This is a genomic window from Roseofilum sp. KMC-1 (assembly GCF_057802075.1).
In genome coordinates this window covers 2,188,862-2,208,816 of sequence record NZ_CM173605.1, presented here as the reverse complement: position 1 = coordinate 2,208,816, position 19,955 = coordinate 2,188,862, and the positions used below count along the sequence as shown (strand labels likewise).

At 48.1% G+C, this 19,955-nt stretch carries 18 protein-coding genes; 10 read left to right on the top strand and 8 right to left on the bottom strand.

Annotated features, from left to right (window positions below; genetic code table 11):
* Positions 1-202 precede the first annotated feature (202 nt).
* Positions 203-982, bottom strand: coding sequence for a TIGR01548 family HAD-type hydrolase (locus AC3FZD_RS10315; RefSeq protein WP_488740039.1), 780 nt, complete (start codon positions 980-982; stop codon positions 203-205).
* A 116-nt stretch (positions 983-1,098) separates the two neighbouring features.
* Between AC3FZD_RS10315 and AC3FZD_RS10310 the strand changes: the two genes are divergently transcribed.
* Positions 1,099-1,398, top strand: coding sequence for a 30S ribosomal protein PSRP-3 (locus tag AC3FZD_RS10310; RefSeq protein ID WP_488740038.1), 300 nt, complete (start codon positions 1,099-1,101; stop codon positions 1,396-1,398).
* A 177-nt stretch (positions 1,399-1,575) separates the two neighbouring features.
* Here the strand turns inward: AC3FZD_RS10310 and atpC are convergent, their stop codons facing one another.
* Both atpC and atpD read right to left on the bottom strand, forming a co-directional pair.
* The gene (atpC, locus tag AC3FZD_RS10305; RefSeq protein WP_488740037.1) at positions 1,576-1,995 is read right to left on the bottom strand and encodes an ATP synthase F1 subunit epsilon; all 420 of its coding nucleotides are present in this window, start codon (positions 1,993-1,995) and stop codon (positions 1,576-1,578) included.
* A 212-nt stretch (positions 1,996-2,207) separates the two neighbouring features.
* Complete coding sequence (gene atpD / locus AC3FZD_RS10300) at positions 2,208-3,662, bottom strand: F0F1 ATP synthase subunit beta (RefSeq protein WP_488740036.1); 1,455 nt, start codon at positions 3,660-3,662, stop codon at positions 2,208-2,210.
* Between the two features lie 398 nt (positions 3,663-4,060).
* On the opposite strand from atpD, the gene groES reads away from it, so the two are divergent.
* From groES to AC3FZD_RS10270, 6 genes are all read left to right on the top strand, one after another.
* A complete protein-coding gene (gene groES / locus AC3FZD_RS10295; protein ID WP_283762784.1) occupies positions 4,061-4,372 on the top strand; it encodes a co-chaperone GroES in 312 nt (103 codons plus the stop codon).
* Between the two features lie 65 nt (positions 4,373-4,437).
* Complete coding sequence (gene groL / locus AC3FZD_RS10290; RefSeq protein ID WP_488740035.1) at positions 4,438-6,069, top strand: chaperonin GroEL; 1,632 nt, start codon at positions 4,438-4,440, stop codon at positions 6,067-6,069.
* 141 nt (positions 6,070-6,210) lie between these two features.
* Positions 6,211-7,875 (top strand): L-aspartate oxidase, encoded by a 1,665-nt coding sequence (gene nadB / locus AC3FZD_RS10285; RefSeq protein WP_488740034.1) that lies wholly within the window; start codon positions 6,211-6,213, stop codon positions 7,873-7,875.
* 49 nt (positions 7,876-7,924) lie between these two features.
* On the top strand, positions 7,925-8,665 hold the full coding sequence (locus AC3FZD_RS10280) for a Uma2 family endonuclease (RefSeq protein ID WP_488740033.1): 741 nt from the start codon (positions 7,925-7,927) through the stop codon (positions 8,663-8,665).
* Position 8,666: 1 nt separating this feature from the next.
* Entirely contained in the window at positions 8,667-10,319 is a 1,653-nt protein-coding gene (locus tag AC3FZD_RS10275) for an ABC transporter permease (protein ID WP_488740032.1), read from the top strand.
* Between the two features lie 47 nt (positions 10,320-10,366).
* The gene (locus AC3FZD_RS10270; RefSeq protein WP_488740031.1) at positions 10,367-11,014 is read left to right on the top strand and encodes a HepT-like ribonuclease domain-containing protein; all 648 of its coding nucleotides are present in this window, start codon (positions 10,367-10,369) and stop codon (positions 11,012-11,014) included.
* On the opposite strand, the gene AC3FZD_RS10265 is transcribed toward AC3FZD_RS10270, so the two are convergent.
* The 3 genes from AC3FZD_RS10265 to AC3FZD_RS10255 all read right to left on the bottom strand — a co-directional run bounded on the left by AC3FZD_RS10265 (position 10,995) and on the right by AC3FZD_RS10255 (position 13,599).
* Entirely contained in the window at positions 10,995-11,852 is an 858-nt protein-coding gene (locus AC3FZD_RS10265) for a Uma2 family endonuclease (RefSeq protein WP_488740030.1), read from the bottom strand. The two genes, AC3FZD_RS10270 and AC3FZD_RS10265, sit on opposite strands and share 20 nt — an antisense overlap.
* A 173-nt stretch (positions 11,853-12,025) precedes the next feature.
* Complete coding sequence (gene cobA / locus AC3FZD_RS10260; protein ID WP_488740029.1) at positions 12,026-12,775, bottom strand: uroporphyrinogen-III C-methyltransferase; 750 nt, start codon at positions 12,773-12,775, stop codon at positions 12,026-12,028.
* Positions 12,776-12,801: 26 nt separating this feature from the next.
* A complete protein-coding gene (locus AC3FZD_RS10255) occupies positions 12,802-13,599 on the bottom strand; it encodes a sirohydrochlorin chelatase (RefSeq protein ID WP_488740028.1) in 798 nt (265 codons plus the stop codon).
* A gap of 85 nt (positions 13,600-13,684) precedes the next feature.
* On the opposite strand from AC3FZD_RS10255, the gene AC3FZD_RS10250 reads away from it, so the two are divergent.
* Complete coding sequence (locus AC3FZD_RS10250) at positions 13,685-14,362, top strand: phosphoribosyltransferase (RefSeq protein WP_488740027.1); 678 nt, start codon at positions 13,685-13,687, stop codon at positions 14,360-14,362.
* 111 nt (positions 14,363-14,473) lie between these two features.
* On the opposite strand, the gene AC3FZD_RS10245 is transcribed toward AC3FZD_RS10250, so the two are convergent.
* Complete coding sequence (locus AC3FZD_RS10245; RefSeq protein ID WP_488740026.1) at positions 14,474-15,073, bottom strand: superoxide dismutase; 600 nt, start codon at positions 15,071-15,073, stop codon at positions 14,474-14,476.
* Between the two features lie 432 nt (positions 15,074-15,505).
* Here AC3FZD_RS10245 and AC3FZD_RS10240 point away from each other — a divergent pair, with 432 nt between their 5' ends.
* On the top strand, positions 15,506-15,916 hold the full coding sequence (locus AC3FZD_RS10240; RefSeq protein ID WP_488740025.1) for an NINE protein: 411 nt from the start codon (positions 15,506-15,508) through the stop codon (positions 15,914-15,916).
* A gap of 66 nt (positions 15,917-15,982) precedes the next feature.
* On the opposite strand, the gene AC3FZD_RS10235 is transcribed toward AC3FZD_RS10240, so the two are convergent.
* Complete coding sequence (locus AC3FZD_RS10235; RefSeq protein ID WP_488740024.1) at positions 15,983-19,237, bottom strand: efflux RND transporter permease subunit; 3,255 nt, start codon at positions 19,235-19,237, stop codon at positions 15,983-15,985.
* Between the two features lie 148 nt (positions 19,238-19,385).
* Here AC3FZD_RS10235 and AC3FZD_RS10230 point away from each other — a divergent pair, with 148 nt between their 5' ends.
* Positions 19,386-19,952, top strand: a complete 567-nt coding sequence (locus AC3FZD_RS10230; RefSeq protein ID WP_488740023.1) for a lasso peptide biosynthesis B2 protein — start codon at positions 19,386-19,388, stop codon at positions 19,950-19,952.
* Positions 19,953-19,955 lie beyond the last annotated feature (3 nt).

Genomic DNA, 19,955 nt, shown 5'->3' with positions numbered 1-19,955 from the left:
GAGAAGGGCTTTTCTCCCCTTCTCCTCGTGGGGAGAAGGGGCTGGGGGAAGAGGGCGCAACCCAATCCCTCTCCCTAAATCCCTCTCCCACTCCGAGAGGGACTTTCTCTCCTTCTCCTGTGGGAGAAGGGCTTTTCTCCCCTTCTCCTCGTGGGGAGAAGGGGCTGGGGGAAGAGGGCGCAACCCAATCCCTCTCCCTAAATCAACTGTTTATCAACCCTTGAATCTCAGCCACCGTTAAATCTTCCACATGCTTAAACACCTTCTGCGCTCCCGCACCTTGCAGCCGTTGGGCATAGCTCTGGCTCCATTCGGGAGTCTCTTGCACATGGGGCGGTAAAATCCCAATCGCCACCCATAACCGCTCCGGTTGTTCCATCCTTGCTCGCTCCACCGTCTTCATATCTGCTACCGTATCCCCCACATAAAACACCGGTAGCGTCGGATTGGGATCTAACTGCTCAATCACCTGAAATAACCCCGTCGGATCAGGTTTCCCCGGCGCATCTTCCATTGCCACCAGCGCCAAATTAGACAACCCCAACCGATACTCTAGAGCATACAGGGCTTCCGCTCGCGTTGCCCCACTAAAAAAACCCCATCCCATACCCTGCTCAGTCAAACCTTGCAAATAATCAACCGTCACTAACAGAGGTTCACTGGTAATATAGCCATTAAAATTCTCTGGATCGGTTCCCTGATAGCGAGACTGGAAAAACGCCACCAGCTCATCATAATCGAGTCCCACACTCTCGCGCTCTCGACCTTGGCTACACCAATAGCGATAGACTAGCTCTTGGGAAGCCTCCCAATCATTATTCCAAATCCCCTCACTCTTCAACTCATCCATATCTGCTAAAGTGGGACGATATTGGTTATCCGTAAACTTCTCCACTGTATCGGCGATCGCCCGACGATAGGATTGACCCACATCTCGCAACACCCCATCAATATCAAATACCACCAGCACTTGCCGCTCCATCACTCCACCCTCCTTAAAATCAACCTTCTCTTCCCCTCACTTCAACAGAACGGCTCAAAGTGCGGTAAAATAAATGATCGCATCTGTTGAACGGATCTATGATGTTGGAGGTTTGATTGTCGAAATTTCAATTAAAAGTCCTCTGGTTAGAGGATAACGTTGCCATTGCAGTCGATCAAGTAGTTGGTAAAGGGAATAGTCCTCTCACCCGCTACTTTTTCTGGCCCCGTAATGACGCTTGGGAAGAACTCAAAACCGAACTTGAAGCCAAACACTGGATTGATGACTCAGACCGAGTTGGACTCCTAAACCAAGCGACTGAAGTGATTAACTACTGGCAAGAAGAAGGGAAAAAACGACCCATGACAGAAGCTCAAGGCAAATTTCCTGAAGTGGTCTTCACCGGTAGCAGTTGAAATGCACTGATAATGCGTCATGGGTTATAGGTTATGGGTTATGGGTAATAGGTAATAGGCAATAGGCTATATCCCTATCTCTGTATTTCTCCAGTTTTGCCACCCAACAAAACCCTCCTCAGAACCAGAGGAGGGTTTAGCTTACCAGCACCATCAAACATCGCTTGATGGCCATTTTTAACGCTGAACCATACCACCAGCCGCTTGGAACTTTGCCCTCGCTCGCTTTAAAGCTTGAGTGGCTTTGAATTGTTCTTCGCGGTCATCCGCACGCACTTTTCCTAAGCGCTCTTCCGCTTGTTTATAAGCGCTTTCAGCCTCTTCTCGGTTAATATTTGTACCCACTTCTCCCCCATTCACGAGGATAGTGACTTCATTATTATCCACCTCAGCAAACCCCCCCATGAGGGCAATGGGTAACCAGTCTTTCTGGGATTGGGGACGCACTTGCATCACGCCAATATCGAGAGCAGACAAGAGGGGAGCGTGACCACTGAGAATTCCCAGTTGCCCCGTCGTACTCGGTAAAATCACCTCATCCGCCACACTATCCCAGACGGTTTTATTAGAAGCAATAACACGAACTTTTAAGGTCATGAGTTGATTGAAATTCTAGTATTGAGAACTTAATTTTGAACAATTTGTGAACATTTTGGGCATTACAGCCGTTTTCTTTGCTATGTCGTACATTTCGATCCCCCTAAATCCCCCTTTTAAGGGGGACTTTTAGGATTCCCCCCTTTTAAGGGGGGCAAGGGGGGATCTTTATGTACCTCATCAGAGCGCCAAGGGCTGTAGTTTAGGCTGGATTAACCCTTAGCCGCTAATTTTTCCCCTTTAGCAATCACCTGGCTAATATCGCCCACCATATAGAAAGCCTGCTCAGGCAGATGATCCAACTCTCCAGACAGAATCATCTTGAAGCCTTTGATCGTATCCTCAAGCTTCACATACTGACCTGGAGAACCCGTGAATACCTCAGCCACAAAGAAAGGTTGAGACAAGAACCGCTCAATTTTACGGGCACGAGCTACAGTCAGACGGTCATCTTCAGACAACTCATCCAAGCCCAGAATTGCAATAATATCTTGCAGCTCTTTATACCGTTGCAGGGTAGACTGAACTGCACGAGCCGTCTGATAGTGGTCATCGCCCACAACGCTCGGTTGTAGCATCGTAGACGTAGAATCCAGGGGATCTACTGCCGGATAAATTCCTTTAGAAGCCAAACCACGAGACAATACGGTGGTGGCATCCAAGTGGGCAAATGTAGTAGCCGGAGCGGGGTCAGTCAAGTCATCCGCAGGCACATAAACCGCTTGAATCGAAGTAATCGAACCTTCACGAGTTGAAGTAATCCGCTCTTGCAGTTCTCCCATTTCCGTAGCCAAGGTGGGCTGATATCCTACAGCCGAAGGCATCCGACCGAGCAGTGCCGATACCTCAGAACCCGCTTGTACAAACCGGAAAATATTATCGATAAACAGCAGTACATCTTGCTTACTCACATCGCGGAAATATTCCGCCATCGTTAGAGCAGACAGACCTACGCGCATTCTCGCTCCAGGGGGTTCATTCATCTGACCGTAGACGAGGGCAATCTTAGACTTGGAAAGATCTTTGGTGTCGATTACGCCCGATTCAATCATTTCATTGTAAAGGTCGTTTCCTTCCCGAGTGCGTTCGCCCACGCCCCCGAACACGGAAACCCCACCGTGGTTGATGGCAATGTTGTTGATCAATTCCATCATGATCACCGTTTTGCCAACCCCGGCCCCACCGAACAGGCCAATCTTGCCTCCCCGACGATAGGGGGCTAACAAGTCTAATACTTTAATACCGGTTTCAAAGATAGAAGGTTTGGTTTCTAGTTCAGTGAATTTAGGTGCTTCCCGGTGAATGGGAGAGGTTTCTTCACTGCTAACCGGCCCTTTTTCATCCACTGGCTCACCCAGGACATTGAAGATCCGTCCTAGGGTAACATTTCCTACGGGGACGCTAATGGGCGCACCCAAGTCAACAATCTCCATGCCTCGTGTGAGTCCATCTGTAGCACTCATCGCCACAGCGCGGACTTGGTTTCCACCGAGGAGTTGTTGGACTTCGCAGGTGACAGAATATTCTTGTCCATCTGCGCTTTTTTTGATGACTCGGATTGCATTATAGATTTGGGGCAGTTTACCACTGGGAAATTCTGCATCAATAACCGGGCCAATGATTTGAACAATTTTACCGACGTTGGTTTTCTCTGATGTGGCTACCATATCTTCGCCTAATTGTGATTGCTGCTTAAGAATATGACTGGGGACAGTCGCTGGTAATTCTTAAAGGTTCTAAGTTTAAGAATGTCATCTTTCAGATTATCACGGGATGTTCACCCCACAATAGACTTGTTGGGGAATGAGTCATGAGTAATCCCTGTGTCTCTGCATCCCCCCATTTCCCCATCTCCCCATCCCCCCATCTCCCCATCCCCCCATCCCCCCATTTCCCCATCTCCCTACCCTAGGGTACGGTAACCCGTACTTTTAAGCCTGTTGCAAAGGTTGCTCAACTCGGATTACATTAGCACTCAGGAGTTGAGAGTGCTAACGACTAATACAGCCCCTCAGTTCCTTAAACCCTATTAACTTTTTACAGTCAAATCGGAGAAGATTTTCCTATGGCAGCAGTATCCCTGAGTGTTTCTACAGTTAAACCCCTAGGCGATCGCGTTTTTGTCAAAATTAGCGAAGCTGAAGAAAAAACCGCCGGTGGTATCATTCTGCCTGATAATGCCAAAGAAAAGCCCCAAGTGGGAGAAATTGTCCAAGTTGGCCCAGGCAAACGGAACGATGACGGTTCTCGTCAAGAGCCTGAAGTCAAAATTGGCGACAAGGTTCTCTACTCCAAATATGCTGGAACCGATATCAAACTGGGCAATGAAGACTATGTTCTGTTGTCTGAAAAAGACATTCTTGCTGTAGTAAGCTAACCCGCTAATCCCTCTCTACATAAGACTATCCATCTCTATACACTGAATCAAGGATTGAGAAGACTATGGCAAAGCGCATCATCTATAACGAAAACGCTCGTCGCGCCCTGGAAAAGGGAATGGACATCCTGGCTGAAGCCGTTGCTGTTACCCTGGGGCCCAAAGGCCGCAATGTGGTTCTAGAGAAAAAGTTTGGCGCTCCTCAAATCGTCAATGATGGCGTGACGATCGCCAAAGAAATCGAACTCGAAGACCATGTGGAAAATACGGGAGTTGCCTTGATCCGTCAAGCGGCTTCTAAGACTAATGATGCTGCTGGTGATGGAACCACCACGGCGACTGTATTGGCCCATGCGATGGTGAAAGCCGGTTTACGGAATGTGGCCGCTGGTGCTAACCCCATTTCTCTGAAGCGCGGTATTGATAAGGCTACCGGTTTCTTAGTCGATAAGATTGCGGGTCAGGCCCGTCAAATCGAAGACTCTAAGGCGATCGCCCAAGTTGGCTCTATCTCTGCCGGTAACGACGAAGAAGTAGGCAAAATGATTGCTGAAGCCATGGATAAGGTGGGTAAAGAAGGGGTCATTTCCTTGGAAGAAGGGAAATCTATGACTACCGAACTGGAAATCACTGAAGGGATGCGCTTCGATAAGGGTTATATTTCTCCCTACTTCGCTACCGATACCGAGCGAATGGAAGCCATTCTCGATGAGCCTTACATCCTGCTCACCGATAAGAAAATTACTCTGGTTCAAGACCTCGTACCAGTGCTAGAGCAAGTGGCTCGTGCGGGCAAACCTCTGCTGATCGTTGCTGAAGATATCGAGAAAGAAGCTCTAGCAACCCTCGTCGTTAACCGTCTGCGCGGTGTGCTGAATGTAGCTGCGGTTAAAGCTCCTGGTTTCGGCGATCGCCGTAAAGCCATGCTCGAAGACATCGCCGTACTGACTGGCGGTCAAGTGATCACGGAAGATGCGGGTCTGAAAATTGACAGCGCCAAACTCGACCAACTGGGTAAAGCACGCCGGATCACCCTCACCAAAGACAACACCACCATTGTTGCTGAAGGCAACGAAAAAGAAGTTAAAGCCCGTTGCGAGCAAATCCGCCGTCAAATGGATGAAACCGACTCTTCCTATGACAAGGAAAAACTGCAAGAGCGGTTAGCTAAACTCGCCGGTGGTGTAGCGGTTATCAAAGTGGGTGCAGCCACCGAAACCGAAATGAAAGACCGCAAACTGCGCCTCGAAGATGCCATCAACGCAACCAAAGCGGCTGTTGAAGAAGGGATCGTTCCCGGTGGTGGTACTACCCTGGCTCACCTCGCCCCTGGCTTAGAAGAATGGGCTAACGCTAACCTGAGCAACGAAGAACTCACGGGTGCGTTAATCGTCGGTAAAGCTCTGGTTGCTCCTCTGATGCGGATTGCTGAAAATGCCGGTCAAAATGGTGCAGTCATTGCTGAACGGGTGAAAGAGAAGAACTTCAATGTGGGCTACAATGCTGCGGATAATACCTTTGTGGATATGTTTGAAGCCGGTATTGTTGACCCTGCAAAAGTGACTCGTTCGGCTCTGCAAAATGCTGCTTCGATCGCCGGTATGGTGTTGACCACTGAATGTATCGTGGTTGATAAGCCCGAACCCAAGGATAATGCTCCTGCGGGCGCGGGTATGGGTGGTGATTTCGATTACTAAATCCCCTGTCTCCTGTATTGAATAGCTTCTAATCTTAATCCCCGGTTGCCACGACAACCGGGGATTTTTTATGGGAGTGGACTAAGGTAAGGGGATAGAATAGGGCAACTGCCCAACCTGATTTAAATCTGGGAGAAACGATTGAACAGCCCCCATTCAAAACCCCCTATTCCCTCTAGTGCTTTTGATGTTATTGTGGTGGGTTCCGGAGCGGCGGGACTCTATGCCACTCTCTGCTTACCGGCACAGTATCGGATTTTGCTGGTGACCAAAGATAAACTTCGCACGGGTTCGAGTAAATGGGCCCAAGGGGGGATCGCGGCGGCGATCGCTGAGGATGATTCGCCCGAACTGCATCGGGAAGATACATTACAGGCAGGGGCGGGTTTGTGCGATCGCCAGGCGGTAGAGTTTTTAGTCAATCATGCTCCAGAGGCGATTCACTCTTTACTGGAACTCGGTGTAGCCTTTGACCGCAAAAATAATCAACTAGCCACGACCCTAGAAGCCGCCCATTCTCGCTCTAGGGTTCTCCATTCCCAAGACACCACCGGCCGCGCCATTATTGATATCCTCACCGCGAGAGTCTCGGAACGACCCAATATTCAGGTTTTCTCCCAAGCCTTTGCCCTCAGTTTATGGCAAGATGCACCGGGGGCTGCCATTCAAGGGATTAGTTTGCTGTGGGAAAATCAAATCGTCTGGATTAGGGCTAATACCGTGATTTTAGCCACTGGAGGGGGCGGCCAAATCTTCGCCCAAACGACTAACCCCCCAGTAAGTACGGGGGATGGGGTGGCTCTAGCTTGGCGGGCAGGGGCGGTTTTACGGGATTTAGAGTTTGTTCAGTTCCATCCTACAGCCCTGAGCAAACCGGAAGCGCCCCATTTTTTGATTAGTGAAGCGGTGCGGGGAGAAGGGGCTTATTTGGTGGATAAAGAGGGGCGCAGGTTTGCTTTTGATTATGACCCCAGAGGGGAGTTAGCGCCCCGTGATGTGGTCAGTCGGGCGATTTTTAATCATTTGCAGAAAACAGCCCCCGATCCGGTGAGGGCGACGGTTTATCTAGATTTGCGGGCGATCGCCCCGGAAAAAGTGCGCTATCGTTTTCCCAATATTATCCAAAAGTGTCAGCAATGGGGCATTGATGTATTTGAGGAACCCATACCCGTTGCGCCAGCAGCCCATTATTGGATGGGAGGAGTGGCGGTAGATTTGATGGCGAAAACTTCTGTACCGGGATTATATGCGATCGGAGAAACAGCCAGTACAGGGGTTCATGGAGCCAATCGTTTGGCGAGTAATTCTTTATTAGAATGTATCGTCTTTGCTGCCCAGTTAGAGAAGTTACAGATTGAATCGGTTGCCGATGCTCCCCTTCCCACTCCGAGAACAGAAACCGTAGACTGGGAGTCCGATCGACTCTTTATTACTTCGATTCGCCAACAATTACCGGCTCTGATGTGGCATAGTGCAGGCATTTCTCGCCAACAGTCCATACTAGAGGAAGGGATAGGAACAGTGAGGGCTTGGCTCTCTGAGGTGAGGGAAAGTGCGATCGGTCAATATTTGCAGAATTTATCCCCCAATGACAACCTAAAATTGACCTCTGAACAAACAGAAACTCAATTAAAATTAGCAGCAGAAACCCTAAATTTATTAGATATTGGCTATTGGATTCTCAAAAGTGCCGCCTTTCGCACCGAAAGTCGAGGCGGTCATTATCGCAGCGATTATCCCCAACCTTCATCCGATTGGCAAGTGCATACTCTAATTGAAGGCGATCGACTTTATAATGAACAATGAACAATGAACAATGAACAATTATTTGAATTCTTAATAAGGTAATACGAATATGGTTAACCTTTCTCAACAACAGCAAACTACCCTACCAACAATGTATGATTTACCCAGTGAAGAAGTAGGAGAGTCCGGTTTGCCCGATCTATTCCATCCCCTACAATCTGAATTGTTGCGCTTAACTTTTCAACCGTTCACTTATCCCTCTGAACAGGTACTTGCGGCAATGGATCTCAATATCTATTATGACCCGAATAATACGCGGCGATACAAGCGTCCCGATTGGTTTGGAGTCGTGGGAGTCCCCTACTTTGAGGAAGAACAGGGTTTACGGCTTAGTTATGTGATCTGGCAAGAAGGCGTTAATCCTTTTATTGTTGTAGAACTGCTCTCTGCAAGTACCGAAAAAGAAGACTTGGGAGAAACTGAACCTGAACCCAATAAACCTCCAACCAAATGGCAAGTGTATGAAGAAATTCTGCAAGTGCCCTATTATGTGGTTTACAATCTCGACAATACTGCTTTCCGAGCCTTTCATCACCAAGGGAAGCGCTATCAAGAGTTACAAATAGCGGATAATCGCTTGTGGTTACCACACCTGGGAATAGGTTTAGGATTATGGCAAGGCTCGTATCAAAAGATCGATCGCCTCTGGTTACGATTCTATGATGCTTCAGGTAACTGGATTCCTACGCCCGAAGAACGGGAACGACAACGAGCGGACGAGCAACAACAACAGGCTGAACGGTATCGACGCTTGCTCCTGGAAAATGGCATTAACCCTGATGAGGTTTGAGATGAGTAAGGTTATTCGATTAATGACGATCGGGTTTTCTCAAGGATGGACGATCGCCGTCATACTGATCGCTCTGTTAATTGCAACTCCTATTCTCTGTGTTGTTGCCAGTAGTTTCACTAACACCCAAGAGATCTGGTTCCATCTGATGGAAACAGTCTTACCTCGCTATCTGCTCAATTCCTTTGCCCTTATGGTGGGAGTGGGAACAGGAGTATTATTCATCGGGGTAGGTTGTGCCTGGTTAGTGACGATGTGCGATTTTTGGGGAAAACGTTGGTTTGAGTGGGCGCTGTTACTGCCCTTAGCTGTGCCTGCCTATGTTTTAGCTTACACTTATACGGAATTCCTGGAATATTACGGCCCGGTGCAAACCACACTTCGGGGTTTATTCGGCTGGGAAACGGTGGAAGATTACTGGTTTCCTCCCGTGCGATCGCTCCTTGGCGCTATCATTCTCCTCAGTTTGGTTCTTTATCCCTATGTTTATTTATTAACCAGGGTTGCTTTCCTAGAACAAGCAACCTGTACCCTAGAAGCCAGCCGCTCCCTCGGTTGTAATCCCTGGCAAAGTTTCCGCCAAGTGGCACTACCTCTAGCTCGACCGGCAATTATGGCGGGATTGTCCTTAGCGCTGATGGAAACCTTAAGCGATTTTGGTACGGTGCAATATTTCGGTGTAGATACATTTACTACCGGTATCTATCGCGTCTGGTTTGGCATGGGGGAACATGCAGCCGCGTCCCAGCTCTCCTCCGTCCTATTGATGTTTGTTTTCATGCTCATTATCCTAGAGCGCTGGTCTCGTCAGCAAGCTAAATATTACCAAACGGGCGATCGCTTCCGAGCCATTCAACCCTACCGCTTCAGGGGAATACGAGGAATTTTAGCGGCGATCGCCTGTATGCTTCCGATTGGCTGTGGCTTTTTACTCCCAGCCGGACTGCTGCTGCAAATGGCGATCGCCAACCCCGACACCCTCCAAGGTCGGTTTTGGGAATATGCCCAAAATAGCCTCATTGTCGCCTCTATTACCGCCCTGTTGGGGGTGATTTTAGCAGTGGCGATCGCCTATGGGGTACGCTTAAACCCCACCGTCCCCATGAACAGCGCCGCTCGACTCTCCTCCATGGGATACGCCATCCCCGGCTCCGTGATTGCCGTCGGTATTCTCATCCCCCTGGGAATCTTTGATAACACGGTCGATGCCTGGATGCAAGCCACCTTCGGCATCTCCACCGGTCTGCTCCTCAGTGGCACAATTTTTGCCCTGATCTTCGCCTATCTGGTGCGCTTCTTAGCGGTCGCTTTTGGAACCGTAGAGTCCAGTCTGGGCAAAATTACCCCCAATTTAGACCATGCTTCCCGCAGCCTCGGCTACGGAGTCACCCAGACCCTCTGGAGTATCCATGTCCCCCTGATGCGCGGTAGCCTCTTAACGGCGGCGCTCCTGGTGTTTGTGGATGTGATGAAGGAACTCCCTGCAACCTTAATCATCCGTCCCTTTAACTTTGATACTCTAGCTATCCGCACCTATCAACTCGCTGCCGACGAGCGCCTCGCGGAAGCGGCCGGCCCTGCTTTGGCTCTGGTGCTGGTGGGGATTTTACCGGTGATTTTGCTGAGTCTGAGGATTCGCCGGTTTAGCTCGTAATTTCAACAACGACATCTGTAATAGAAGAATCATACAAGTGTAATCTTATGAAAATCGATTCTGTTGCTCCTCAAATCATCAATCAAGAAGTCGTTATTTCCACCCTTCAAAACCACCTCAACACCTTAAATAACCTCGGTGTAAAATCCCTAGCTTTGTTTGGTTCTGCTGCTCGTAACCAAGCCAGACCCGATAGCGATCTAGATTTTCTGGTAGAATTCCAAGGGCCAGCCACATTCGATGGTTATATGGATTTGAAATTTTTTCTCGAAGATTTATTTCAAAAATCTGTCGATCTCGTCACTCGACGCTCCCTCAAATCCCAAATTAGCGAATCCGTTGATGCAGTTCTCCACAATCTACAAATTATTGGTGAAGCAACTAAAAGTATCCCTGAAGACATCCGAAACCGATACACTTCAATTGATTGGCAGAAAATAATTGGACTCCGTAATATTATTGTTCACACCTATTTTTCAGTCGATTATGAAATTATTTGGGATATTATTCAAACTAAATTAGCTCCCCTAAAATCCAGTATTGAAACCATCTTTAGAACGGGAAAACCTATGATATTAACCCTTGACCTGTCACCAGAGCTAGAGCAGTTTAGTCACTTGCGATCGCAAAATTCTCAGCTATCCCCATGTACAAACCATCGCGATCGCCTCTATTTTACAACTCCTCTGGGTTAATTCCTTGAGATCTAAGCAATTCAGCCAGTCGTTCCGCCCGTTGGCGTTCCTGCTCCAACTCCAATTCAGCCCTTTCCGCTCGCTGGCACTCAGTTTCCGCTCGCTGGCGCTCAGTTTCCGCTCGTTGGCGCTCAGTTTCCGCTCGCTGCTGTTCAATTCTGGCTCGTTCATCTCCGGTTAACAGCAAATTCCCCTCACTATCCCACCATCGCAGCCAAGGCAAGTCTAGATTTCCATATCGTCCTTGCCAAATTCCTAACTCTACACCCATGGGTTGAATTGGATAATGACCTCGTTCATTTTTCACCACTAACTCATAATGATTTTCGATTAAATGATAAACCTCTACACTCTTTTTCTCCACTTCATAGATCCCATAAAACGCCGGACGAATAATTTGTTCGTATACCCAAAATTTACCCGGTTTTTCACCCTTTTTCCGCACTTTCGATAGGGGCGTAGTATCCCGTTCTTCTGTACCATCTCCTGAGACAAATTCGATCGCAATCAAAGGAGGAATAAATTCCTGCCATAACACATAGGAACGCCTCGCTTTATCCTCCAGAGTGGGGGGCACATTAGGAACATAAAACCAGTCTGGACATTCCGCCCCTTTTTCTGGCGGTTCCGTTAGTCTCCAATAAATGCCACAATCTTGACCAATGGCATACTGTCGGTCGGGGTGCAGGCGATCGAGTGTCGATTGAATAGAATCTGTCAGTAAAATACTTTGGGGATGCTCCTGAAAGTTTTTCACGAAAGTACCATCGGAGTCAGGCAGTTGGTTATGGTCAGGAAGACTGAGATTTTTGAGTTCTGATGATTGGGCGATGGTCATGGGTCAGGGTTTCTCATCGCAGGGGATGGAGCATAGTATAGCATGTGAAGATGGTATCAAATCCTTTGAAAATCGATTCTGTTGCTCCTCAAATCATGAATCAAGAAGTCGTTATTTCTACCCTTCAAAAGGATCAATAACATTCAGAGCAGTATCTTTGAGCGATCGCTAACTCATCTTCGATCGGCTAAATTAACCACATTACCAATAACGGCGATCGCCGGTGCAGTAAATCCCGTTGCTTCCACTTTCTCGATCGCCGTCTCCAACGTCGCGATTAGGGTTTCTTGCTCCGGACAGGTTCCCCAACGGATCAGAGCGAGGGGCGTTTGGGGGGATAACTGGGCTTCGAGCAGTTGGGGAATAATCTGGGATAAATTATGAATACCCATGTAAATCACAATCGTTTCTGAACCTTGGGCGATCGCCTGCCAATTCACTTGCGGCCGATATTTCCCCACGGACTCATGACCTGTCACAAAAGTTACTGAAGAACTATAGCCTCGATGGGTTAAGGGAATACCTGCATAGGCTGGGGCCGCAATGCCAGAAGTAATCCCCGGCACAACTTCCACCGGAATTCCCGCAGCCATCAGATCCCCCATTTCTTCCCCACCGCGCCCAAAGATAAAAGGATCGCCCCCCTTCAGACGCACCACAATCGCCTGAGTTTGAGCTTCCTCAATTAAAGTTTGGGTAATCTCATTCTGTTCTAGAGAATGTCTTCCCCGTCGTTTTCCCCCATGGATTTTTTTCGCCTTTGGGTTAATCATCTTCAAAATGGGAGGACTCACCAAGGCATCATAGACCACCACATCAGCCATCTGAAGCAGATCTTTTCCTTTGAGAGTCATTAATCCTGGATCGCCAGGCCCAGCACCGACAAGATAGACTTTACCGACGGGAGAGGAGGAAGAGGTCATAGAGATTGAGATCAGTGATGTAGACTTTAGATTAAAGTGGAAGCTTTTGAAGAGACTGTTAAATCCAGTACCATTTGCACTAAATGGAGATTGTGATTTAGGGGAGGGAGCAGGGTATACTCCAATTGAGGATAAGCCGCTTGTTTAGTAGCTAGGGTTTTGGCGATCGTATCGGTAATATAGCCGGGAAAGAGGAAATAGGGCAATACCCCAATCCGACGATATCCTAAATCCATTAATTGGTCGATTCTCCAATCTAAGGATGGCATGACTAACCAATAAGCATCCAGCATCCCCCATTGATGGGCAAGGGTTTCTACGGGTTGATTGCCACCGGGCCGGCGGCTCCCATGGGCTATGATGATCCAAACTTCTCGATCGCTGCTGTTCATTTCCTCTGCTAATCGGCTGTGCAGTTGGGGATGGCTGCCTAAATAGGGACAGATTTCTATATGCAGATCTTCACCGATTGTGTTTTGTGCTTCCTGGACTTGAGCTGGAATGTCTTCCATCACATGCATTCCCGGCAGTAGAAACAGGGGAATGATTTGCAGATGAGTGATATTTTGACGCAAGAGGCGATCGCCAAAGTGTTGGATTTGTTCGGATAACGTATATTCTCCCAATTCTAGAGTTGCTGTTTCTACTAGATCGGTAAAACTCTGTTGCCGCTCTAAACAGCTACGCACCTTTTGGGCCAAGTCTAGAAGTCCCTGATGAGTGCGAGGGTCTCGGCTACCATGAATGACTAATAATTTACCACTACAATGAATCAAGGTGAGACAGTTAGTTTTGAGATTATGGATAATAGAGTAATCGATCATTGAAGTTTATGCCAATCTTCCATACTCCCTAAACGAGTTGGATGGTTTACGATCATGGCTAGTTGCAGTTAGGCAATTTATGCAGATGAGCAACATCATCCTACCGCTCGGCGATCGCCAATATGCAGGCGAACAATTGGCGATCGCCCTTAAACCCGAAATTGAACAGTGGCAAGGGAATCTTACTCAGTCAGGGAGGGTAATTGTTTATGCTCTTCCTAGGGGAGGACTACCGGTAGCCCAACCGATTGCTCAGGCTCTTCGCTGTCCCTTAGATGTCATTGTTGCTAAAAAAATCACTAGCGCCCAAAACCAAGAATTGGCCCTAGGTGCAGTCACTGCCTGTGGCCAGGTGGTTTGGTCTGCCCTCTCCCAGGAACAATTTTCACAGAGCAAATGGCAAAGTCGTCAAGCGGTTGCCCAGCAACGGGCCCAAGAACAGTTAGCCACCTTAGCCCCCTACTGCCCTAGAGTTGAGCCACAAGGGGCGATCGCCCTTTTAGTCGATGATGGGATTGCCACCGGTATGACCATGGCAGTCGCCATTTTAGCCGCTCGTGCCCGTTGTCCTGCCCAAGTTTGGGTGGCCACCCCCGTTGCCCCCGTTGGCTTAGAGCAACAGTTAGGGGCTTTGTGCGATCGCATGATTATTTTAGCCACCCCTGACCCCTTTTTAAGTGTGAGTCGGTTTTATACCCAATTTGAACAAGTCGAAATGTCCGAGGCAGTGGACTGTTTGAGCCGCCAATCTCAATGGCTATAAGGTAAGATATTAATTATTGTCAGTTTATGGCTATCATTGGTATTCTAATTAAATAGTGTAGGGGCATTTCATTGAACATGAAACACCCCTACCACCGGCATTTTTGATCGATTAAGCTTTAGCTAAATTTTCAGCCACAAAATCCCAATTCACCAGACTATCTAAGAAAGTCGTCATGTAATCAGGACGACGGTTTTGAAAGTCCAGATAATAAGCATGTTCCCAAACATCCATGGTTAACAGAGGAATTTGTCCTTGAGTCATGGGATTTTCAGCATTCGGAGTTTTGGTCACTTTCAAAGTACCATTGTCGAGTACCAGCCAAGCCCAACCGCTACCAAATTGGGTTCCACCAGCCGTTTTAAACTCTTCCTTAAACTTGTCAAAACTGCCAAAATCTGCATTAATCTTATCAGCCAAAGCACCAGTCGGCGCACCACCACCACCGGGTTTCATACAATTCCAGTAGAAGGAATGATTCCAAGCTTGAGCTGCATTATTGAAAATACCAGCTTTCGATGGATCGCCAGCCGTCGCTTTAATCGCCTCTTCAATGGATTTGCTTGCATATTCTGTACCGGCGGTCAACTCATTATACTTGTTGACATAAGCCGCATGGTGCTTTCCATAATGAAATTCCAGCGTATTGGCTGAGATATGGGGCGCTAGAGCATCCTTTGCATAAGGTAATGCGGGTTGTTCGTATCCCATGGTGTCTTTTTTCTCCAAGTAGGTATTCTCAATGGTTGAGTTGGGGTTTCACTTTAGAGCCATATTCAGTGTAAGTCTCTAAATCCATGAGCAATAGGTAGTGAGATCTACTTATTGCAGAGGGAAACCCTTACAGACATAAATCTTTACATCTTTTTCTAAGTCTAACGCAAAACGGTAATCGAGTACAGGGGTATGGGCAGATGGGGAATGAGATGAGTCCTTACTCATTACTGATCACGCATTACTTAATATTTGGTGTAAATCCTTAAAGTATTCTCCTTAGACAAACTTTAGAGGGAAGGCTATTGATCGGCTTATTTTTCTAGGAATATAGAGGGATCTCTTTATCTAAGTCGTCTGCGTAATCTTCCCTTTTTGGTAGGAATTATGTGTTAACTTATAACAGTAAGCATAGGGTTGCAATTTTTTATGCGTAACAAAATTCTTGCTATTCTCCTTGCCTTCTTTTTTGGCTGGTTCGGTGTCCACAAGTTTTACCTCGGCCAAACTTTTCTTGCAGTTCTCTACCTTGTCTTCTGCTGGACTTTTATTCCAGCTTTCCTCTCTATTTTTGACTTTATAGGTCTTCTGTTAACCTCCGATGAAGATTTCGATCGCCGCTTCAACGGTAGCAAACCGGGACTGCCCAGCCGCAAGCTTCAACAACGCATCCTCAAAATTTGCAAAGAATACCGAGGTGCAACCCTCAGCGATTGTGTCATGGAAACTGGAGCCGACATAGAAGAAGTTAGAGAAATCCTCAATCGCTTGGCCAAGCACGGACTGGTTAATGTTGAAAACCGTAACCATGACGGAGCTGTGATCTACAAAAACATATAGTGCTGATGTGCCGGTAATGGGTAAAACGGTTTTCCCATGACCCATTACCGCACCAAGCGCTGTCATCTACTTTTTCGGCAATCTCAACAGTTTTTCGCCAATGTCTTCATGGAGCAGCACATAGAAACAAGGAATCATAAATAAAGTTAACAGAGTTGCCAAAGATAAACCCGAAAAGACCACTACACCCAAAGGTTGCAAAAATTCTCCCCCTTCTCCTGAACCGACAGCCAAGGGAAATAAGCCTAAAACGGTGGTAATAGTGGTCATTAAAATGGGGCGCAATCGTTGGGGGGCTGCTCTTAAAATAGCGCTGCGATAATCTAGCCCGGATTCAGTGCGGATTTGATTCGCCAATTCCACCATAAGAATAGCATTATTAACGACAATGCCCACCAATAAAACACCACCGACTAACACCGTGGCCCCGATCGCCGTTTCCGTAAGATACAATCCTAAAATGCCCCCCGCCAGAGCCAGAGGAACCGTAAGCATAATCACTAAAGGATCGATTAAAGAATTATACTGAACTGCCATCACCACAAACACCAGGAATGCGGCTAAACCCCCTAAAACGGCGATCGCCTCTTGCAGTTGTTGATTCGACTCAGCCGCCACCGAAGGCAAAACCCGCGCCCCTGGGGGTAACTCCAGGTTCTCTAAGGCCGCTTCCACTTGCGCGAGAGCCTCACTTAAACTCGCCCCCTGATTCAAACTCCCTGTAATTAAAAAAATCGATCGCCCATTAATGCGCTGAATCTCTGCTGGCGCGGTTCCCTTCTCCAAACGAGCTATATCTTGTAGACGAATGGGGCGGGGGTTGGTGAGTGTAGTCGAACCACTGTTTTGTGAAAATAAAGGCATTTGTCGCAGCTCATCCACACTCTGGAGAGCCTGTCGATCCAACTGTACCCGGATATCCACCAACCGATTCCCCCGTTGCAGCTTCGTGGGAATCGTTCCCGATATGGCCGTTTCTAATGTTTCCCCTAACTCTTGTGCCGTCACCCCAAAATCCGCCATTCTTTCCCAATCAGGACGGATTTGCACCTCCAGTTGGGAAGGGTCAGCATCCGGTCGAAATAGGGCTAGGGTTACCTTTTCATCCAAAGCTTTCAGGACTTGGCGACCCGCTTGATTGAGGATTTCTGGATCTTCAATACCATCGGGGCCAAGGGCCGCAGAAATGGCTAAGTCAATATCGCCCTGAACAGGGGAATTATTTAAGATTAAACCGCGCACCGCGTCGGGAAATAAGCGCAGACGAATATTCACCAAATTGAGATCGTCGAGTTGACGTTGCACATTGGCGATAAACGCCTCGATATTGCTCCCCGGTTTCAGAGTAATATTACTACTCGATCGCAGCAAATTTTCAATGGTGAGGTTGGCGAACAAAAATCCACCCGTGGTGGTAAAGGCATATTCAGTTTCCGGTTGATCGATCAAAATTTGATCCACCGCTTTCATCACTTTCTGGTTGGTTTCTAGGTTCGTTCCCGGCGGAAACTGGGCAAATAATTGGGCTTGACCGGTGTTAATTTGGGGGAGCAGTTCCTGGGGAATTTCTGAAGCGAGGCGAATACTACCATAACCGAGAATCAGCACCGCCAAGGCGATCGCCACAATTCGCAGCCGAATCACCCCTCTTAAAATCCTTCCATAGCCCCCTGTAATCAGCAGGAACTGCTGGTTAAACCAACGTAAGGGCCCCACCCTATCTAACCCGCTAGAGTGCCGCACGCGCAATAATCGGGAGGTGAGCATGGGAACGACAGTTAAGGCCACAATCAGGGATGCAGCCACGGAAAAGCTGATGGTGAGGATGAGTTCATTGAAGAGCAGGGAGAAGAAGCCACCAATTAGCACAAAGGGTAAGACGGCAACTAGGTTAGTGGAAGTAGAGGCTAAGAGGGCAGATTCGAGTTGACTGGCGGCTTTTTGCGCTTCTAGATAGGGGGAAATGGGGGGATCTATGTCCCCTTCGACTCCGCTCAAGGGACGCTCTGAGTGCAGTCGAGTGCTGGTCTCTGAGCGGAGTCGAAGAGCCTGATGTTGGGTCACCATATTTTCCAGCATCACAATCGAGTTATCGACCACAATTCCCACCCCTAAAGCCAGTCCTCCCAAACTAAAGACATTGAGGGAGAGACCAAAGGCGAACATGAGGATCATGGCTGTGAGGGTTGCCAGGGGAATAGCGAGGACGACGATTAGGGTTTGCCGCAGGGAACCGAGGAAGAGCAAAACGGCGATCGCCGCTAGACCCGATCCGGTTAATCCGGAGATCGCCACATTGCGAATCGATTGGCGAATAAACCGGGATTCATCTAAGGTCGGCGTAAGAATCATATCATCGGGAATAATGCCCCCAGAGCGCATCTCCTCAATCCTGGCTTTAACCGCATCAACCACTTGTATTGTGTTGGCTTCCGGCTGTTTTTGAATGCTCACTTTAACGGCTGGCATACCATTGAGGGAGACTAAGACCTGCTGCCGTTCTGTGCCATCAATCACTTGGGCAAAGTCCCGTAAATAGACTTGGCGAGAGGAAAGGGAACCCTCTAAGTCAAAGGAGAGATCGAGGATATCTTCGGCATTTTCAAAGCGACCGATGGTACGGGTGAGGCTTTCCGTGGGGATGTTTCTGAGTCGTCCTCCAGAGCTGTCTAAGTTGCGATCGCGTAAATTATCCAACACATCGTTAATCGTTATGCCTAAACTGGTCATCCGTTTCAAGTCCAGATTCACCTGCACTTCCTCTTGCAGTCCTCCCGACACATCCACAGAAGCGACACCAGGGACTACCGTCAGCTCCCGCGCCAACTCCTGATCGCCAAACACCCGTAAATCCACCCCTTGCAATCGCGGTGAAGTGAGGGCAAATTCATACACTGGTAGTTGAGATGGGTCAAACTTAAAGATGCGCGGTGGTTCCAGATCGTCCGGCAGTTGGTTAATCGTGCGGTTTAAGGTGGCTGTGGCATCATTGAGCGCTTGGTCAATATCGCTACCGGGTTCAAAATAGAGATTGAGGGAAACTCGACCTTCGCGGGTTTCTGAAAATACTTGTACTACGCCTTCAGTGGCAGAAAGTCCCTCTTCTAGAGGGCGAGTTACTTCGTCTATGGCCACTTGCGGAGCTAGTCCCGGAGTATCAACGCGCACCCCAATCCGGGGATAGGTGATGGCGGGGAGAAGGTCAACCGGAAGCTGGCTGAGGGCGAAGAACCCAACAACCATAACAGCTATGGTTAACATTAGGGTTCCAATATGCCGACGAATGGCGATCGCACTTAAGCTTAAGGGAGTTTGACTCATAACAAGGCGGGTAATGGAGTAATGAGTTTCTTGATTGTATCGGGTTTGCCTATAATGGGAGAATCGTCAGGGATTAAGAGGCGATCGCAGTTGCCCGGTTATAGATGATAAAAAAGTATACGCATTTAGCTGAGAGCGTTACACCACTATGACATCATCATGGCGAGTACGGATACAAGATATTCTAGATGCGATCGCCATCGTTGTAGGCTCTGTTCTAGGTGTTAGAAAGATGAATGGGTTGAAGTTAGGGATGCGGAAATTATCCAGTTTCTGGAGTCTAGATGGCTTGGTAAAATCGCAAGTCTTGCAGACTCTATTCTGGTTACCGGTGGTGACTCTCTCGCTGAAATGGTGGGGGTTTAAGTCTACTCGAGCTTTTTTATCCCAATTGTTCCCGTTACGAGAAAATGTGGAAACTGAGGAAAATTTACCCTATCGCGTGCTACAAGTGAATCAAGCTGTACGACTCGCGGCTAAGTATTGCCAGCCTTGGGCAAAATGTTTACAGCAGTCCCTTGTTCTCTGGAGTTTGTTACGTCACCAGGGAATTGAGAGCCAACTCCGCATTGGAGTACAGCAGAAGCAGGGAGAATTTGCCGCCCATGCTTGGGTAGAATGGCAAGATTGGGCAATCAATGATACTCAAGATGTGCGCGATCGCTATGGAGTATTCGAGCAGTTAATAAAAACCCCTCTTTCTGCTTCAGAATAGCCA

Excerpts from the sequence above, each read along its gene's own strand:
- AC3FZD_RS10315 (WP_488740039.1), bottom strand. The coding sequence starts at position 982 with ATGGAGCGGCAAGTGCTGGTGGTATTTGATATTGATGGGGTGTTGCGA.
- atpC (WP_488740037.1), bottom strand. The coding sequence starts at position 1,995 with ATGACCTTAAAAGTTCGTGTTATTGCTTCTAATAAAACCGTCTGGGAT.
- atpD (WP_488740036.1), bottom strand. The coding sequence starts at position 3,662 with ATGGTAGCCACATCAGAGAAAACCAACGTCGGTAAAATTGTTCAAATC.
- groES (WP_283762784.1), top strand. The coding sequence starts at position 4,061 with ATGGCAGCAGTATCCCTGAGTGTTTCTACAGTTAAACCCCTAGGCGAT.
- groL (WP_488740035.1), top strand. The coding sequence starts at position 4,438 with ATGGCAAAGCGCATCATCTATAACGAAAACGCTCGTCGCGCCCTGGAA.
- AC3FZD_RS10280 (WP_488740033.1), top strand. The coding sequence starts at position 7,925 with ATGGTTAACCTTTCTCAACAACAGCAAACTACCCTACCAACAATGTAT.
- AC3FZD_RS10275 (WP_488740032.1), top strand. The coding sequence starts at position 8,667 with ATGAGTAAGGTTATTCGATTAATGACGATCGGGTTTTCTCAAGGATGG.
- AC3FZD_RS10270 (WP_488740031.1), top strand. The coding sequence starts at position 10,367 with ATGAAAATCGATTCTGTTGCTCCTCAAATCATCAATCAAGAAGTCGTT.
- AC3FZD_RS10265 (WP_488740030.1), bottom strand. The coding sequence starts at position 11,852 with ATGACCATCGCCCAATCATCAGAACTCAAAAATCTCAGTCTTCCTGAC.
- cobA (WP_488740029.1), bottom strand. The coding sequence starts at position 12,775 with ATGACCTCTTCCTCCTCTCCCGTCGGTAAAGTCTATCTTGTCGGTGCT.
- AC3FZD_RS10255 (WP_488740028.1), bottom strand. The coding sequence starts at position 13,599 with ATGATCGATTACTCTATTATCCATAATCTCAAAACTAACTGTCTCACC.
- AC3FZD_RS10250 (WP_488740027.1), top strand. The coding sequence starts at position 13,685 with ATGAGCAACATCATCCTACCGCTCGGCGATCGCCAATATGCAGGCGAA.
- AC3FZD_RS10245 (WP_488740026.1), bottom strand. The coding sequence starts at position 15,073 with ATGGGATACGAACAACCCGCATTACCTTATGCAAAGGATGCTCTAGCG.
- AC3FZD_RS10240 (WP_488740025.1), top strand. The coding sequence starts at position 15,506 with ATGCGTAACAAAATTCTTGCTATTCTCCTTGCCTTCTTTTTTGGCTGG.
- AC3FZD_RS10235 (WP_488740024.1), bottom strand. The coding sequence starts at position 19,237 with ATGAGTCAAACTCCCTTAAGCTTAAGTGCGATCGCCATTCGTCGGCAT.
- AC3FZD_RS10230 (WP_488740023.1), top strand. The coding sequence starts at position 19,386 with ATGACATCATCATGGCGAGTACGGATACAAGATATTCTAGATGCGATC.